This is a genomic window from Klebsiella sp. 10982 (assembly GCF_048589245.1).
GTDB lineage: Bacteria > Pseudomonadota > Gammaproteobacteria > Enterobacterales > Enterobacteriaceae > Klebsiella > Klebsiella quasivariicola.
In genome coordinates this window covers 20,989-35,473 of record NZ_JBMAXV010000016.1, presented here as the reverse complement: position 1 = coordinate 35,473, position 14,485 = coordinate 20,989, and the positions used below count along the sequence as shown (strand labels likewise).

Sequence of the window (14,485 nt, the reverse complement as noted above, 5' to 3'; positions counted from 1 at the left end):
TATGTCGCAGGCTGCGCTGAATACGCGGAACCAGGAAGAAGAGTCGATTGCTTCTTCGCGTCGGAATAATGGAACCCGGCTGGCAGGTATCGTTTTCCTGCTGGCGGTCTTGTGTACCGTGTTGGTCAGCGGGTGGATGGTTCTTGGCTGGATGGAAGATGCGCAGCGCTTACCGCTGTCGAAGATGGTCGTCACCGGCGAGCGCCACTATACGCGCAATGATGACATTCGCCAGGCGATCCTGGCGCTGGGTTCGCCGGGAACCTTTATGACTCAGGATGTGAATATCATTCAGAGTCAAATTGAACGCCTGCCGTGGATTAAGCAGGCGAGTGTCAGAAAGCAGTGGCCCGATGAATTGAAGATTCATCTGGTTGAATATGTGCCGATTGCGCGCTGGAATGATCAACATATGGTGGATGCAGAAGGAAATGCCTTCAGCGTGCCGGCGGATCGCACCAGCAAACAGAATTTACCGATGTTGTACGGCCCGGAAGGCAGCGAGAACGAAGTGCTGCAGGGGTATCGTGACATGGGGCAGGTGCTGGCAAAGGATAAATTCACGTTGAAAGTGGCGGCGATGACCGCCCGTCGCTCCTGGCAGTTGACGCTTAATAATGACATTAAGCTCAACCTTGGCCGTGGCGATACCATGAAACGGCTTCAGCGCTTTATGGAACTCTACCCGGTTCTTCAGCAACAGGCGCAGACCGACGGCAAACGGATTAGCTACGTTGATTTGCGTTATGACTCGGGTGCGGCAGTGGGCTGGGTACCTGCTCCCGCAGAGGAAACTAATCAACAACAGAATCAGGCACAGGCAGAACAACAATGATCAAGGCGACGGACAGAAAACTGGTAGTTGGACTGGAGATTGGCACCGCCAAGGTGGCCGCTTTAGTAGGGGAAGTTCTGCCCGACGGCATGATTAATATCATCGGCGTGGGCAGTTGCCCATCGCGGGGTATGGATAAAGGCGGTGTGAACGACCTTGAGTCGGTGGTGAAATGCGTACAGCGCGCCATCGATCAGGCCGAACTGATGGCGGATTGCCAGATTTCATCAGTTTATTTGGCACTTTCGGGTAAACATATAAGCTGTCAGAATGAAATCGGGATGGTACCGATTTCGGAAGAAGAAGTGACGCAGGACGACGTCGAGAACGTGGTCCATACCGCGAAGTCGGTTCGTGTACGCGATGAACATCGCGTCCTGCACGTCATCCCGCAGGAATACGCTATCGACTATCAGGAAGGGATTAAAAACCCGGTAGGACTGTCCGGCGTGCGTATGCAGGCGAAGGTACATTTGATTACCTGCCATAACGATATGGCGAAAAACATTGTTAAAGCGGTGGAACGTTGTGGTCTGAAAGTTGACCAACTGATTTTCGCCGGCTTAGCGGCCAGTTATTCCGTATTAACAGAAGACGAACGTGAGCTGGGCGTCTGCGTCGTAGACATCGGCGGTGGTACAATGGATATCGCGGTCTACACCGGTGGCGCGCTGCGTCACACCAAGGTGATCCCTTATGCAGGGAACGTGGTAACCAGCGATATCGCCTATGCCTTCGGTACACCGCCGAGCGATGCCGAAGCGATCAAGGTTCGTCACGGCTGTGCATTAGGTTCCATTGTCGGCAAAGACGAAAACGTCGAAGTGCCGAGCGTTGGCGGGCGTCCGCCGCGTAGCCTGCAGCGTCAGACGCTGGCAGAGGTCATTGAACCACGCTACACCGAGCTGCTTAATCTGGTCAATGAAGAGATCCTGCAGCTGCAGGAACAGCTCCGCCAGCAGGGTGTCAAACATCATCTGGCAGCGGGAATTGTTTTAACCGGCGGCGCGGCGCAAATTGAAGGGCTTGCCGCCTGTGCTCAGCGGGTGTTCCATACGCAAGTGCGTATTGGCGCGCCGCTGAATATCACCGGTTTAACGGATTATGCCCAAGAGCCGTATTATTCAACGGCAGTGGGTCTGCTGCACTACGGGAAAGAGTCACATCTCAGTGGTGAGGCAGAAGTGGAAAAACGTGTGACAGCCTCAGTAGGGTCGTGGATCAAACGACTGAACAGCTGGCTGCGAAAAGAGTTTTAATTTTTTAAGAGAACGCAGACAATTAGCGTTCTCAGGCGACAGGCACAAGACGGAGAGAAACTATGTTTGAACCTATGGAACTGACCAACGACGCGGTGATTAAAGTCATCGGCGTCGGTGGCGGCGGCGGTAACGCCGTTGAACACATGGTGCGCGAGCGCATTGAGGGTGTTGAATTCTTCGCGGTGAACACCGATGCGCAGGCGCTGCGTAAAACGGCTGTTGGCCAGACTATCCAGATCGGTAGCGGTATTACCAAAGGTCTGGGTGCGGGCGCGAACCCGGAAGTCGGCCGCAATGCGGCGGACGAAGACCGCGAAGCGCTGCGTGCGGCCCTTGATGGCGCAGACATGGTGTTCATCGCGGCAGGTATGGGCGGCGGTACCGGTACCGGTGCGGCGCCAGTGGTTGCGGAAGTGGCGAAGGATCTGGGTATCCTCACCGTTGCGGTGGTCACGAAGCCGTTTAATTTCGAAGGCAAGAAGCGCATGGCGTTTGCTGAGCAGGGGATCACCGAGCTGTCCAAGCACGTTGACTCACTGATCACCATCCCGAACGACAAGCTGCTGAAAGTACTCGGCCGTGGTATTTCTCTGCTCGACGCGTTCGGCGCGGCAAACGATGTACTGAAAGGCGCGGTGCAGGGTATCGCCGAACTGATTACGCGTCCGGGCCTGATGAACGTCGACTTCGCGGACGTCCGTACCGTGATGTCAGAAATGGGCTACGCGATGATGGGCTCCGGCGTGGCGAGTGGTGAAGACCGTGCGGAAGAAGCGGCTGAAATGGCTATCTCTTCTCCGCTGCTGGAAGATATCGACCTGTCCGGCGCGCGCGGCGTACTGGTTAACATTACTGCGGGCTTCGACCTGCGTCTGGATGAGTTCGAAACCGTGGGTAACACCATCCGTGCCTTTGCGTCGGATAACGCGACCGTGGTTATCGGTACTTCTCTGGACCCGGATATGAACGACGAGCTGCGCGTGACCGTGGTGGCGACTGGTATCGGCATGGACAAGCGTCCGGAAATTACCCTGGTGACCAACAAACAGGTTCAGCAGCCGGTGATGGATCGCTACCAGCAGCACGGTATGTCGCCGCTGACGCAAGAGCAGAAGCCGGCAGCAAAAGTGGTGAACGACAATACGCCGCAAACCGCGAAAGAGCCGGATTATCTGGATATCCCAGCCTTCCTGCGTAAGCAAGCCGATTAAGAATCGACTGGAAGTTGGGCATCTGCGCTCTTTGTGCTAAACTGGCCTCCCGATAGTGGTGTACACTTCGGTTGGATAGGTAAATTGGCGAGATTATACGATGATCAAACAAAGGACTCTTAAACGTATCGTTCAGGCGACTGGTGTCGGTTTGCATACCGGCAAGAAAGTCACACTGACGTTACGCCCTGCGCCGGCAAATACCGGGGTCATCTATCGTCGCACCGACTTGAATCCACCGGTAGATTTTCCGGCTGATGCCAAATCTGTGCGTGATACCATGCTCTGTACTTGCCTGGTTAATGAGCATGACGTGCGGATTTCTACGGTTGAACACCTGAACGCCGCATTGGCTGGCCTGGGTATCGACAACATTATTGTTGAAGTCGACGCACCGGAAATCCCGATTATGGACGGCAGTGCGGCTCCGTTCGTTTATCTGTTGCTGGACGCCGGCATCGATGAACTGAATTGCGCCAAGAAATTTGTTCGTATCAAAGAGACGGTTCGCGTCGAAGATGGCGACAAATGGGCTGAATTCAAACCGTACAATGGTTTTTCGCTGGATTTCACCATCGATTTTAACCATCCGGCGATTGATGCCAGCACCCAGCGCTATACGCTGAACTTCTCGGCCGATGCGTTCATGCGTCAGATTAGCCGTGCGCGTACCTTCGGTTTTATGCGCGATATCGAATATCTGCAGTCCCGCGGCCTGTGCCTGGGCGGCAGCTTCGATTGTGCCATCGTTGTTGACGATTATCGCGTACTGAACGAAGACGGTCTGCGCTTTGAAGACGAATTTGTTCGCCACAAAATGCTGGATGCGATCGGTGACCTGTTTATGTGTGGTCACAACATTATCGGCGCATTCACGGCGTACAAATCGGGTCACGCGTTGAATAACAAACTGCTGCAGGCGGTCCTGGCAAAACAGGAAGCCTGGGAGTATGTGACCTTCGAAGACGACGCAAAACTGCCTATGGCGTTCCGCGCACCGTCGATGGTTCTGGCGTAAGCCTGACCATTCAGTAAATTCGACTGGTAACCTGGTACTCTCTCCGACCAGGGAACCAGTCGTTTTTCTTTTATAACCCCTTCCAGTTATTTTTCGCAGTGATTGTCGGGCAATAATTAGCGCGCGTTCGCTGTTTTATTAAGCGTTTTCCCCGGGCAATCGCCTTCATTCATGCTGCCTCAGCGCGGTAATAATGTTAGTATTTGAGCGCAAAATTATTTCTCCGGGTTGCTTTACCCCGTGGATGTCAGGGTGTCCTGCAAAAAACGCTAATTAAGAGGCAGCCTGAACGACGACGGGTATACCAACGAAAGGTAATGAAAGTGAGTGGATTGCTGACGCGCTGGCGACAGTTTGGCAGACGGTATTTTTGGCCGCATCTCCTGTTGGGGATGGTCGCGGCCAGCTTCGGCCTGCCCGCGCTTAGCAACAGCCACGAAACCGCGACGCCGGCGAAGGCAACGTCCAGCAACCATAATCCGAGCAAAGTTAACTTCTCTCAGCTGGCGCTGCTGGAGAGTAATCGTCGGCCGAACTTTACCGTCGACTACTGGCATCAGCACGCCATTCGCACCGTTATTCGTCATCTCTCCTTCGCGATGGCGCCACAGGCATTGCCAGTGGCGGAAGAAACTTCTCCGCTGCAGGCCCAACATCTGGCGCTGCTTGATACGCTCAGCGCGCTGCTGACCCAGGACAGCACGCCGCCGGTGGTGATCCGCCAGGTGGCTTACATCTCTTCCTCATATTCTGCCTTCCGCGTGAGCGCCTGGATTAGCCAGGTGGCGGGGATCCGCGCAGGACCTCAACGTCTCAGCTGAAAATAACCACGGACCATCCTATTTTTTGTGACTCCGCACCGCGGGGCGTTTGAGATTTTATTATGCTTATTAAAATGTTAACTAAGGTTTTCGGCAGCCGTAACGACCGTACGCTGCGTCGTATGCGCAAAGTTGTCAATATCATCAACGGTATGGAACCGGCGATGGAAAAACTCTCTGATGACGAGCTTAAAGCGAAAACCGCGGAATTCCGCGCGCGTCTGGAAAAAGGCGAAGTGCTGGAGAATCTGATCCCGGAAGCCTTTGCCGTCGTTCGCGAAGCCAGTAAGCGTGTGTTCGGCATGCGCCACTTCGACGTCCAGCTGCTGGGCGGTATGGTGCTTAACGATCGCTGCATCGCCGAGATGCGTACTGGTGAAGGTAAAACGCTGACCGCGACCCTGCCGGCGTACCTCAACGCGCTGACCGGTAAAGGCGTCCACGTGGTGACCGTCAACGACTATCTGGCGCAGCGTGACGCCGAAAACAACCGTCCGCTGTTCGAATTCCTCGGTATGAGCGTGGGCATCAATATGTCCGGCCTGCCTGCGCCGGCGAAGCGTGAAGCCTACGCGGCCGACATCACTTACGGCACCAACAACGAATACGGCTTCGACTACCTGCGCGACAACATGGCCTTCAGCCCGGAAGAGCGCGTTCAACGTAAACTGCACTATGCGCTGGTGGATGAGGTGGACTCCATCCTGATCGACGAAGCGCGTACCCCGCTGATCATTTCCGGTCCGGCGGAAGACAGCTCTGAAATGTACCGTAAGGTAAACAAAATCATCCCGCACCTGATCCGTCAGGAAAAAGAGGATTCGGATACCTTTACCGGTGAAGGCCACTTCTCTGTTGATGAGAAAGCCCGCCAGGTTAACCTGACCGAACGCGGTCTGGTGCTCATCGAAGAGCTGCTGGTGCAGGAAGGCATTATGGAAGAAGGTGAGTCGCTGTACTCCCCGACCAACATCATGCTGATGCACCATGTGACCGCCGCGCTGCGCGCCCATGCGTTGTTCACCCGCGACGTTGACTACATCGTTAAAGATGGCGAAGTTATCATCGTCGATGAGCACACTGGCCGTACGATGCAAGGCCGCCGTTGGTCCGATGGTCTGCACCAGGCGGTAGAAGCCAAAGAAGGCGTGGAGATCCAGAACGAGAACCAGACGCTGGCCTCTATCACCTTCCAGAACTACTTCCGCCTGTACGAGAAACTGGCGGGGATGACCGGTACAGCGGATACCGAAGCCTTCGAATTCAGCTCTATCTATAAGCTGGATACCGTTGTCGTGCCGACCAACCGTCCGATGATCCGTAAGGACATGGCGGATCTGGTCTATATGACCGAAGCGGAAAAAATTCAGGCGATTATCGAAGATATTAAAACCCGCACCGCTGCCGGCCAGCCGGTGCTGGTGGGGACTATCTCGATCGAAAAATCCGAAGTAGTTTCGCGCGAGCTGACCAAAGCCGGCATCAAGCACAACGTACTGAACGCCAAGTTCCACGCCAGCGAAGCGGATATCGTCGCCCAGGCGGGTTATCCGGCAGCGGTGACCATTGCCACCAACATGGCGGGTCGTGGTACCGATATTATGCTCGGCGGTAGCTGGCAGGCGGAAGTCGCCGCGCTGGAAAATCCGACGGCGGAACAGATTGAAAAAATCAAAGCGGACTGGCAGGTGCGCCATGATGCGGTTCTGGCCGCAGGCGGTCTACACATTATCGGTACTGAGCGTCATGAATCACGCCGTATCGATAACCAGCTGCGTGGCCGTGCGGGTCGTCAGGGTGATGCCGGTTCTTCCCGCTTCTACCTGTCGATGGAAGATGCCCTGATGCGTATCTTCGCCTCCGATCGTGTGTCCGGCATGATGCGCAAACTGGGGATGAAGCCGGGTGAAGCCATCGAGCACCCATGGGTGACTAAGGCTATCGCCAACGCCCAGCGTAAAGTGGAAAGCCGTAACTTTGATATTCGTAAGCAGCTGCTGGAATATGATGATGTGGCTAACGACCAGCGCCGCGCGATCTACACTCAGCGTAACGAACTGCTGGACGTGTCTGATGTCAGCGAAACCATCAACAGCATCCGCGAAGACGTCTTTAAAGCGACTATCGATGCGCATATTCCGCCGCAGTCGCTGGAAGAGATGTGGGATATTGAAGGCCTGCAGGAGCGTCTGAAAAACGACTTCGACCTCGAGCTGCCGATCAAAGAGTGGCTGGATAAAGAGCCAGAGCTGCATGAAGAGACCCTGCGCGAACGTATTCTGCAGAGCGCGGTAGAAACCTACCAGCGTAAAGAAGAAGTGGTCGGTGCCGAGATGATGCGCCACTTCGAGAAAGGCGTGATGCTGCAGACCCTGGATTCGCTGTGGAAAGAGCACCTGGCGGCGATGGATTACCTGCGCCAGGGGATCCATCTGCGTGGCTATGCGCAGAAAGATCCGAAGCAGGAGTACAAGCGCGAATCGTTCTCTATGTTTGCGGCGATGCTGGAGTCACTGAAGTATGAAGTGATCAGCACCCTGAGCAAAGTCCAGGTGCGGATGCCGGAAGAAGTCGAGGCGATGGAACAGCAGCGTCGTGAAGAGGCCGAGCGCCTGGCGCAGATGCAGCAGCTTAGCCATCAGAGCGATGATGAAGCCGCAGCCCAGGATCTGGCGGCACAAACCGGCGAGCGTAAAGTGGGGCGTAACGATCCCTGTCCGTGCGGTTCCGGTAAAAAATACAAACAGTGCCACGGCCGTCTGAGCTAAGGGCTGATAAAAAAACAAAGGCGCAGAGTTCTGCGCCTTTTTTATGGAGCTGATTTAATGAAAACACTGCAAATTGCCGTCGGGATCATTCGCAATCCGCAAGGCGAAATCTTTATAACCCAGCGTTCTGCTGATGCCCACATGGCGAATAAGCTGGAGTTCCCGGGCGGGAAGATTGAATCTGATGAAACGCCGGAGCAGGCGCTAGTACGCGAGCTGCAGGAAGAGGTCGGGATTACGGTAACGTCTGCAACGCTCTTCGATAAGCTGGATTATCAGTTCCCCGATCGTCACATTACACTGTGGTTTTTCCTCGTGGAGGACTGGGAAGGCGAGCCGTGGGGCAAAGAGGGACAGCCGGGATGCTGGATGGCTCGACTGGCGCTGGATCCGGCAGCGTTTCCTCCAGCGAATGAACCGGTTATCAGTAAACTCATTGCCCAGGGCTGAGCCCCAGGTTACGAGGCTAACCCGAAACCTGTCGGGTTAGCCTGCCCAGTGCCTCAGGGTTGCTGTTCGCTCCAGTCATCGCTGTCGGAGAGATCGCCCGCGCTGGGGATACGCTTCTCTTCTGCTGCCCATTCTCCCAGATCGATCAGCTGGCAACGCTTGCTACAGAACGGACGAAACGGGCTCTGCTCGCCCCACACCACGTTTTTGCCGCAGGTCGGGCAGTTGACGATAGTCTCTTCTGACATGATATCTCCTTAACAGCAGGCCAGTTCAAAATCAAAGCGTTCCGGCACGATCCCATATTCACTGTCCAGCGGCAGGAAACGGATGGCGAAACGGCTCTTATGGCCGGAAATTTGTGGATAGAGCTGATAGGCCAGATCGAGACGCAGTCGTAGCAGGTCGGCGTCTTCGCCATTATCCTGGTAAAAGCCATTGAGGCTGGTCTGTTTACGAAACTGAGCAGAGTTACGGATCAGATCGAGGATCAGGCTCAGGGACTGGACCAGCGGATCGAGGCTGGCAAGCCAGCTGGCTATTTGTTCATCACGATGTGACTGCGGCATATGGAGCCAGATATGCAGGGTCGGTAAATCGAAGCTACAGCAGCCGCCAGGAATACTCAGGCGCTGACGCACCAGCGCAATCAGGCGATCTTCACGCAGAAACTGACCAATGCGCGGCGCGGCCATCAGGGTGCTGGAGGACTGCTTCAGCTGCTGGCGCAGTTCGTTAATACGCTCCTGATCGACGCCCGGCACTTCTGCCCAGGACTGGAGCTTACGCTGCTGACGATCCAGCTCTTTGACCAGGTCGGTACGTACCTCGCCACGCTCCAGAACATCCAGCAGATCGCCGGCGTTACGGAAAAAATGGAGCGCATCGGCATGGCTGGCAATCAGGGGATGGAAAGCCATCTGCTGGATCAGAAATTCAATGCGCAGCCAGGTGCGCATTTTCTCATTAAGAGGATGTTCAAACAGAACGGGGGTATGCATTACGAGTTTTCCTGTGAGGCGGCCTGCGATGCCAGCGTTAAATACTTTTCGTGCAGGCGGGCAACATCCGATGCCACTGCATCCGGCGTGCCAGTGTTTTCAATAACATCGTCCGCGATGGCCAGGCGCTGCTCGCGCGAGACCTGGGCGGCAAGAATATGTTCAGCATGTTCGCGGCTGACCTTATCGCGCAGCATAGTGCGTTCGATTTGCGTCTCTTTTGGCACATCGACGACCAGTACGCGATCGGCCTGGCTGGACAGGCGGTTTTCGACCAGCAAAGGTACGACCCAGAGGAGATAAGGGGAGGTAGCGGCCTGCATCTGGCGGCGCGTTTCCTGCTGAATCAGCGGATGCAACAGCGCGTTGAGCCAGGCTTTTTCCTCCACATGAGCAAAAATTTTTTCCCGTAGCAGGCGACGGTTTAGCGTGCCGTCGGCGGCAATCATCTGTGGCCCGAAGTGGCCGGCAATGGCCTGGAGTGCCGGGGTACCGGGCTCGACGACCTGACGGGCGATGACATCGGCATCGATAACGTTAACCCCGAGCTGCGCGAAGGCGTCGGCGACCGTACTTTTACCGCTACCGATCCCGCCTGTTAACGCGACTGTGTACCCCATATCTTCTGACCCTGAAACGGATTGCTCGTATTTATTTGTATTCAGACAGCGATAACTGGCGGTACGCCGGGGAGGCAACAGTGATCATGTCGTGAGGTCCCGTGCCAACCGGGAACGCCGTCCGCTATTCTGTTTCTTTTAATCAAGCAAATCAAATGGTTAAAAATAATACACTGGCGGGTGAAGGCGTTAGCGCTTTTTTCACTATTCACCAGGTAAATTTATACGATTGTAGCGTAAAAAAAGTGAAAATCGCAGTCTTGCGCGGGCCTGATTCGTGCGTATGATAACGTCACTGGAGTTGTGCTCTCACATTAATGCCATTAACCCCAGGAATTCGCACATGCGTATTGAAGAAGATCTGAAGCTTGGTTTCAAAGACGTTCTTATCCGCCCGAAACGCTCTACCCTCAAAAGTCGTTCTGATGTTGAGCTGGAACGTGAATTCACCTTTAAACATTCAGGCCAGACCTGGTCCGGTGTGCCAATTATTGCGGCTAACATGGATACCGTCGGCACCTTCAGCATGGCGAAAGCACTGGCCACTTTTGGCATTCTGACCGCTGTACATAAGCATTACACTGCTGAAGAGTGGCAGGCGTTTGTGCAGGAAGCCTCCGCAGACACACTCAAGCATGTGATGGTTTCCACCGGTACTTCCGATGCGGATTTCGAAAAGACCCAACAGATCCTCTCTCAGAACCCACAACTGAGCTTCGTGTGCATTGATGTCGCCAACGGCTACTCTGAGCACTTCGTCCAGTTCGTGGCGAAAGCCCGCGAAGCCTGGCCGCAGAAAACCATTATCGCCGGGAACGTGGTTACCGGTGAAATGTGTGAAGAGCTGATCCTCTCCGGCGCCGATATTGTGAAAGTTGGGATTGGCCCGGGCTCTGTCTGTACTACCCGCGTCAAAACTGGCGTCGGCTATCCGCAGCTCTCCGCCGTGATTGAGTGCGCTGATGCGGCGCACGGCCTGGGCGGCCAGATCATCAGTGACGGCGGCTGCACAATGCCTGGCGATGTCGCGAAAGCCTTTGGCGGCGGCGCCGATTTCGTGATGCTTGGCGGCATGCTGGCAGGCCATGAAGAGAGCGGCGGCACCATCGTTGAAGAAAACGGCGAGAAATTCATGCTGTTCTACGGCATGAGCTCCGAGTCGGCGATGACGCGCCATGTGGGCGGTGTGGCGAAATACCGCGCGGCGGAAGGCAAAACCGTTAAGCTGCCGCTGCGTGGTCCGGTGGACAATACCGCACGCGACATTCTCGGCGGCCTGCGTTCTGCCTGCACCTATGTTGGCGCCTCGCGACTGAAAGAGCTGACCAAACGGACGACCTTTATCCGCGTTCAGGAACAAGAGAACCGGGTTTTCAACAGCCTGTAACCGGCTGCGCTGGCGCCAGTGCGGTGCCAGCATTTCTCATCCTCCCGCCCCGCCAATGGCATCGCCGAGGTGAAAAACGGGCAAATACATCGCCACCACCAGGATGCCGACCAGCGAGCCGGTTATCACCAGCATGAGAGGTTCCAGATGCGCAGCCAGACTGTCGGCGCGCTGATGGGTTTGCTCCCGATGATGGTGTGCCAGGTTTTCCAGCATCTGATCCAGGGCCCCCGCGCTTTCACCGGTGCGAATGAGCTGCAGACACAGCGGTGTAAAACCACCGCAGCGGCTTAACGCCTGCCAGATGGGTTCTCCTTGCGCTATCCGCTCACGTGCCTGTGCCAGGCGCTGACGCCACAGTGGACACGACAGGGTCTCTTCAACGCTTTGCAGCCCTTGCAGGAAGCTAATGCCAGCGCTTTGGGTTAATGCCAGGATGGTAAATATCAGACTCAGCTGTTGGCCGCCGATCAGGGGGCCGACGAGGGGGAGCGCGTTAAGCAAACGCTGGCGACGCAGCAGCCAGTCGCTACGCTGCCGGACCAGTTGGTTGAGCAGCAATGGGCTGAGCAGAATGGCCAACAGCAGTGCCCAACCACGACTCAGCATATCGCCTGCCGCAATGACGATCCGCGTCAACAGCGGCAGCGGCGTATTGAACGTTTGGTAGATGGCAGTAAACTCGGGCAGGACAAAATAGAGCATTCCCAGCACCACCACCAACGCCAGGGAGAGCACGATCAGCGGGTAGCGCAGCGCTTTTTTGACCTTACCGGCAAGCCGCTGCTGCTCCTGCTGCTGGTTGGCCAGCTGCAGGCAGCAGATGTCAAGCTTGCCCGTTAGTTCGCCGGTGCTAATCATCGCCAGATAAAGGGGCGGAAAGGCCTGCGGCCACTGCGCCAGCGCGGTAGAGAACGCTACGCCCTGAGCCAGCTCGCGGCCCAGTGCCTCAAGCAGCGCCTGCCACTGCGCATGCGGTTGCTGCTGCGCCAGCAGCGTTAACCCGTCCGCCAGCGGCAGCCCGGCCGCCAGAAGAGTGGCGAGCTGACGGATCGTTTCGCTACTGTAGCGCGGATGCCACAGGCTCTGCTTCACTGGACAGCGGCGCACGGCCAGCGGCATGATGCGCTGTTGCTGGAGGTGGTGCAGCGCCTCCAGACGACTGGCTTGCCATAACATCCCCTGACGAGGCGCGCCCTGCGCATCGACACCTCGCCAGCGCCAGAGACGCTTAGTCGCCATGAGGTATCCCCAGCACCCGCACCACCTCTTCAAGACTGGTCAATCCCTGCTCGATAGCCTGACAGCCGCTTTCAAAGAGCGTCATCATGCCCGCTGCTCGCGCCAGAGATTCAATTTCAATAGCGTTCAACCCCTGGACTATTCCCTGACGTAATGCTGGGGTGACAGGTAATACTTCGAACAGCGCCAGACGCCCATAATACCCGTGATAGCAGTGTTCGCAGCCCGTCGCCTGCCAGCGTGGCAGCGGGCGTGGCCACAGGCTGTGCGGCAGGTCGGCGGCGCTGCCGGCATTGCGCCGACAGTGGGGACACAGCTTGCGGACCAGACGCTGGGCGATAACCAGCGAGAGCGCAGAAGAGATCATCCAGCGAGCAATGCCCATTTGCTGCAAACGAGTCAGGGTTTCGCTGGTGGAGTTGGTGTGCAGAGTGGACAGTACCAGATGACCGGTCTGGGCGGCTTTGAGCGCGATTTCAGCGGTCTCGGCATCGCGGATTTCACCCACCATCACAATATCCGGGTCCTGGCGTAACAGGGCGCGCAGCACGCTGTGAAAGGTCAGTCCGGCGCGGGGGTTGATTTGCGTCTGATTCATTCCGGCGATAGGGATCTCCAGCGGATCCTCCACGCTACAGATGTTTACTTGCTCCCGGTTTCTGGCCTGCAGGGCGCTGTAGAGGGTCACCGTTTTACCACTGCCGGTTGGGCCGGTGACCAGCAGCAGCCCCTGTGGCTGGTTCAGCGCCTGGCGAAAGGCCGCCAGCTGGGAGGATGAGAGGCCGAGAGCCTCCAGATCCAGCGCTTGATCCACCTGATGTAGCAGGCGCAGAACAATTTTTTCGCCATAGCGGCAGGGCAGAGTGGCGATACGAAAGGAGAGTGACCGTCCGGCGAGGTTGAGGGCGAACTGGCCGTCCTGCGGCAAACGATGCTCGGCGATATCCAGACTGGCCATCACCTTGAGTCGCGCGATAACCGGTGCGGCCAGCTCGGGCGCCAGTAGCGGCAGGGCGTGAAGGACGCCGTCGACTCGCAGGCGGATGCGTAAGTGGGTTTCCGTAGGCTCAATATGGATATCGGATGCTCGTTGTCGCAGAGCCTGCTCGAGGATCTGGTTGACCCGCTCGGCGATATTTTCTGGTCCTGCGTTTTGCGCCAGTTGCGCCTGCTTTTCCTGGGCCTGCAGACGCTTGTCCATCTGTTCCTGGTTCCAGCATTCAATATCGATCCGTTTTTGTGTCGCGAAGCGCAGCGCCTCCATCAGCTCCGCCGGTGGGGTATCCACCACCGCAATAGAAATGGTCTGCTCATCGCTATGCAACAGCAGGGCGTGATAGCGACGACAAAGTGGGATCAGCTGTTCTGTTTTCATCTTTTCGCCCTCACTTCACCCGAAAGACGTCTTCGCAGGCCTGCTGAAGCGCGCTGTTGCCAGTGATGGTGCAGACCCGCTGCCAGCCGGTGATGCCCTCGGCGTTATCCCAGGTCGGGGTCAGGGTGACGCCCAGTCCATTCAGACTCTCCTGGCCGGTAAGGGTGACGACGCCTTTGGCCACGCTCATCGCGGAGAGGTAGCGCGTGGTGGTGGGCGAGGGGATGCCGTTGCTGCCGCCGTCGCATACCGTCAGGCCGCCATGATCGAGCGCGCAAAGTTCGATGGCCGTCCGGTAGGGGACAAAGGTCTGCAGCAGGTCGGTGAGGGCCGCTTTACGCAGATAGTTTTGATAGGCCGGGATGCCGATGGCGCTGAGAATGGCGATGATCCCAATAACCACCATCAGTTCAATCAGGGTAAAACCTCGTTGTTTATCCATAAGTCGCTCCTTGTTGTGAGAGGAGCACTGTGACGGGATCTCGCGAACCAGGC

General features: G+C 56.5%; 14 protein-coding genes. 8 read left to right on the top strand and 6 right to left on the bottom strand.

The window, feature by feature from the left end; genetic code table 11:
• Position 1 precedes the first annotated feature (1 nt).
• From ftsQ to mutT, 7 genes are all read left to right on the top strand, one after another.
• Positions 2-835 (top strand): cell division protein FtsQ, encoded by an 834-nt coding sequence (gene ftsQ, locus ACKLKD_RS14040; protein ID WP_025710995.1) that lies wholly within the window; start codon positions 2-4, stop codon positions 833-835.
• Positions 832-2,094 carry a cell division protein FtsA gene (ftsA, locus tag ACKLKD_RS14035; RefSeq protein ID WP_002888625.1) on the top strand — a complete coding sequence of 421 codons (1,263 nt, stop codon included), beginning with the start codon at positions 832-834 and terminating at the stop codon, positions 2,092-2,094. The genes ftsQ and ftsA overlap by 4 nt, the downstream gene beginning before the upstream one ends.
• 62 nt (positions 2,095-2,156) lie before the next feature.
• Positions 2,157-3,308 carry a cell division protein FtsZ gene (gene ftsZ, locus ACKLKD_RS14030; protein WP_002888628.1) on the top strand — a complete coding sequence of 384 codons (1,152 nt, stop codon included), beginning with the start codon at positions 2,157-2,159 and terminating at the stop codon, positions 3,306-3,308.
• Between the two features lie 100 nt (positions 3,309-3,408).
• Positions 3,409-4,326, top strand: a complete 918-nt coding sequence (gene lpxC / locus ACKLKD_RS14025; RefSeq protein ID WP_002888632.1) for a UDP-3-O-acyl-N-acetylglucosamine deacetylase — start codon at positions 3,409-3,411, stop codon at positions 4,324-4,326.
• 323 nt (positions 4,327-4,649) lie between these two features.
• Positions 4,650-5,147 (top strand): secA translation cis-regulator SecM, encoded by a 498-nt coding sequence (gene secM, locus ACKLKD_RS14020; RefSeq protein WP_049245540.1) that lies wholly within the window; start codon positions 4,650-4,652, stop codon positions 5,145-5,147.
• Between the two features lie 62 nt (positions 5,148-5,209).
• On the top strand, positions 5,210-7,915 hold the full coding sequence (secA, locus tag ACKLKD_RS14015; protein ID WP_087805025.1) for a preprotein translocase subunit SecA: 2,706 nt from the start codon (positions 5,210-5,212) through the stop codon (positions 7,913-7,915).
• A 57-nt stretch (positions 7,916-7,972) separates the two neighbouring features.
• On the top strand, positions 7,973-8,365 hold the full coding sequence (mutT, locus tag ACKLKD_RS14010) for an 8-oxo-dGTP diphosphatase MutT (RefSeq protein WP_080897854.1): 393 nt from the start codon (positions 7,973-7,975) through the stop codon (positions 8,363-8,365).
• A 53-nt stretch (positions 8,366-8,418) separates the two neighbouring features.
• On the opposite strand, the gene yacG is transcribed toward mutT, so the two are convergent.
• From yacG to coaE, 3 genes are read right to left on the bottom strand one after another with little or no spacing between them, the layout of a single operon-like run.
• Entirely contained in the window at positions 8,419-8,613 is a 195-nt protein-coding gene (gene yacG / locus ACKLKD_RS14005) for a DNA gyrase inhibitor YacG (RefSeq protein WP_008807425.1), read from the bottom strand.
• Positions 8,614-8,622: 9 nt separating this feature from the next.
• Entirely contained in the window at positions 8,623-9,366 is a 744-nt protein-coding gene (gene zapD, locus ACKLKD_RS14000; RefSeq protein ID WP_025710987.1) for a cell division protein ZapD, read from the bottom strand.
• Complete coding sequence (gene coaE / locus ACKLKD_RS13995; protein WP_025710986.1) at positions 9,366-9,986, bottom strand: dephospho-CoA kinase; 621 nt, start codon at positions 9,984-9,986, stop codon at positions 9,366-9,368. The genes zapD and coaE overlap by 1 nt, the downstream gene beginning before the upstream one ends.
• Positions 9,987-10,329: 343 nt before the next feature.
• Here coaE and ACKLKD_RS13990 point away from each other — a divergent pair, with 343 nt between their 5' ends.
• Positions 10,330-11,373 (top strand): GMP reductase, encoded by a 1,044-nt coding sequence (locus ACKLKD_RS13990; RefSeq protein WP_025710985.1) that lies wholly within the window; start codon positions 10,330-10,332, stop codon positions 11,371-11,373.
• A gap of 36 nt (positions 11,374-11,409) precedes the next feature.
• Here ACKLKD_RS13990 and hofC read toward each other — a convergent pair whose 3' ends face one another.
• Genes hofC through ppdD form a run of 3 tightly spaced genes read right to left on the bottom strand, consistent with a single transcriptional unit; the run spans position 11,410 to position 14,432 of the window.
• A complete protein-coding gene (gene hofC, locus ACKLKD_RS13985; protein WP_025710984.1) occupies positions 11,410-12,615 on the bottom strand; it encodes a protein transport protein HofC in 1,206 nt (401 codons plus the stop codon).
• Positions 12,605-13,990: a type II secretion system protein GspE gene (gspE, locus tag ACKLKD_RS13980; RefSeq protein WP_025710983.1), complete on the bottom strand. Its 1,386-nt coding sequence runs from the start codon at positions 13,988-13,990 to the stop codon at positions 12,605-12,607. Before gspE ends, hofC begins: the two co-directional genes overlap by 11 nt.
• Positions 13,991-14,000: 10 nt before the next feature.
• Positions 14,001-14,432 (bottom strand): prepilin peptidase-dependent pilin, encoded by a 432-nt coding sequence (gene ppdD / locus ACKLKD_RS13975; protein WP_025710982.1) that lies wholly within the window; start codon positions 14,430-14,432, stop codon positions 14,001-14,003.
• Positions 14,433-14,485: the final 53 nt, after the last annotated feature.

Excerpts from the sequence above, each read along its gene's own strand:
- ftsQ (WP_025710995.1), top strand. The coding sequence starts at position 2 with ATGTCGCAGGCTGCGCTGAATACGCGGAACCAGGAAGAAGAGTCGATT.
- ftsA (WP_002888625.1), top strand. The coding sequence starts at position 832 with ATGATCAAGGCGACGGACAGAAAACTGGTAGTTGGACTGGAGATTGGC.
- ftsZ (WP_002888628.1), top strand. The coding sequence starts at position 2,157 with ATGTTTGAACCTATGGAACTGACCAACGACGCGGTGATTAAAGTCATC.
- lpxC (WP_002888632.1), top strand. The coding sequence starts at position 3,409 with ATGATCAAACAAAGGACTCTTAAACGTATCGTTCAGGCGACTGGTGTC.
- secA (WP_087805025.1), top strand. The coding sequence starts at position 5,210 with ATGCTTATTAAAATGTTAACTAAGGTTTTCGGCAGCCGTAACGACCGT.
- mutT (WP_080897854.1), top strand. The coding sequence starts at position 7,973 with ATGAAAACACTGCAAATTGCCGTCGGGATCATTCGCAATCCGCAAGGC.
- yacG (WP_008807425.1), bottom strand. The coding sequence starts at position 8,613 with ATGTCAGAAGAGACTATCGTCAACTGCCCGACCTGCGGCAAAAACGTG.
- zapD (WP_025710987.1), bottom strand. The coding sequence starts at position 9,366 with ATGCATACCCCCGTTCTGTTTGAACATCCTCTTAATGAGAAAATGCGC.
- coaE (WP_025710986.1), bottom strand. The coding sequence starts at position 9,986 with ATGGGGTACACAGTCGCGTTAACAGGCGGGATCGGTAGCGGTAAAAGT.
- ACKLKD_RS13990 (WP_025710985.1), top strand. The coding sequence starts at position 10,330 with ATGCGTATTGAAGAAGATCTGAAGCTTGGTTTCAAAGACGTTCTTATC.
- hofC (WP_025710984.1), bottom strand. The coding sequence starts at position 12,615 with ATGGCGACTAAGCGTCTCTGGCGCTGGCGAGGTGTCGATGCGCAGGGC.
- gspE (WP_025710983.1), bottom strand. The coding sequence starts at position 13,990 with ATGAAAACAGAACAGCTGATCCCACTTTGTCGTCGCTATCACGCCCTG.
- ppdD (WP_025710982.1), bottom strand. The coding sequence starts at position 14,432 with ATGGATAAACAACGAGGTTTTACCCTGATTGAACTGATGGTGGTTATT.